Origin of the sequence: Vibrio ouci (genome assembly GCF_004551525.1) — a bacterium.
GTDB classification, from domain to species: domain Bacteria; phylum Pseudomonadota; class Gammaproteobacteria; order Enterobacterales; family Vibrionaceae; genus Vibrio; species Vibrio ouci.
Map to the genome: position 1 here is coordinate 1 of NZ_SATR01000194.1, position 1,268 is coordinate 1,268.

1 protein-coding gene and 1 pseudogene are annotated in these 1,268 nt (G+C 36.4%); both read left to right on the forward strand.

The features are described 5' to 3' along the window. The first annotated feature begins 175 nt into the window (after nt 1-175). Nucleotides 176-1,039: a hypothetical protein gene (locus ELS82_RS25065; RefSeq protein ID WP_134837777.1), complete on the forward strand. Its 864-nt coding sequence runs from the start codon at nt 176-178 to the stop codon at nt 1,037-1,039. Nucleotides 1,040-1,194: 155 nt separating this feature from the next. Continuing rightward, nucleotides 1,195-1,268: pseudogene (locus ELS82_RS25070) on the forward strand (BrnT family toxin); the annotation flags it as partial.

Here is a 1,268-nt window from a genome sequence, read left to right on the forward strand (position 1 = left end):
AAAGTTAGTGAGTACGTAGAAAATTTGCCTAACAATAAATTTAAGCAGATTCGTAACGCTCGGCATTTTTGCTTTGAATCAGCTTCGGTGTTTACGGCACAATGGTTTAGGTGGGTGGTAGCGTTACTCACTACTTAATTTGGCGTTATACCGTTTTTGTAACTAAGGAGTAATTTTGGAAGTGTTTAATAATCGAGAGCTCGCTACTGCAACATTAGTAGTAATCTTCTTCATGTTTGCATGTTACAAAAGTGAAGATGTGTTCCCGGCTATTAAATTAGCATTTTCGACTTTGGTTAAGAAAACAATGCTCATCATTACAGTATCTTTATTACTGTATACGTTACTTGTGGTCTTTGTACTTCATAGCATAGATGTATGGAATTGGGGGCAACTGAAGAACACAATTATGTGGTTTGTATTCATCGGATTTGTTCAACTATTCAATACAACGAGCATACGTGATATGAATGTTTATGTCAGCCGCTCACTTGGTGCTCAAGTTAAAGTAATGGTTCTAGTTGAGTTCTTAGTAGCCTTTCATTCGTATTCATTTATGACAGAGTTAGTTTTAGTTACTGCTGCTTCGCTATTGGCATGCTGTAGTGTTTTTGCTCAAAATAAACCAGAATATGAGAACGGTAAAAAGCTTTGTGATCTCTTGCTAATCGCTCTTGGCATCATTGTAGTTTTAGAGTCTATTTTTAATATATACCAAGACACTGACAAATTTTTTACTATTGAAACTTATCGTGACTTCTTGGTTCCAGTATTACTTTCTGTATCTTTATTGCCATATACATACTGTTTTTACTACTTTTTATCCTACGAAAGGGCATACGTAAAAGTACATAGCTACACAAACAGTAAACAGTTACAAAGGTATGCGAAGATGCGCTCATTTATCGCTTTCAGGGGTAAGTTGCACCTAATCAGACAATGGGTGCGGTGCTCTTGTATTTCGGAGTTTGAGTCTAAAAGCACGATCGCAGAATCAATACAAAGGTTTCTAAAAATTAACCAAAAATCAACGGTATAACAAAGCATTTAAGAGTGATTCGCAACGCTTGGCGGTTTCGCTTCGCTCAAGTATAGCCAAGCGTCGCTCACACCTTAATGCGGCGTTAGCCGTTCCCAAAATCTTCAGATCATGTACAATTTGCCAAATGAGTAAAAAGGGTGTAATTTTTACTCATGGTTAAATTTGAATTTGATGAAAACAAAAGCAGGTCAAACTTTGAGAAACATGGAATTGATTTCTATACAGC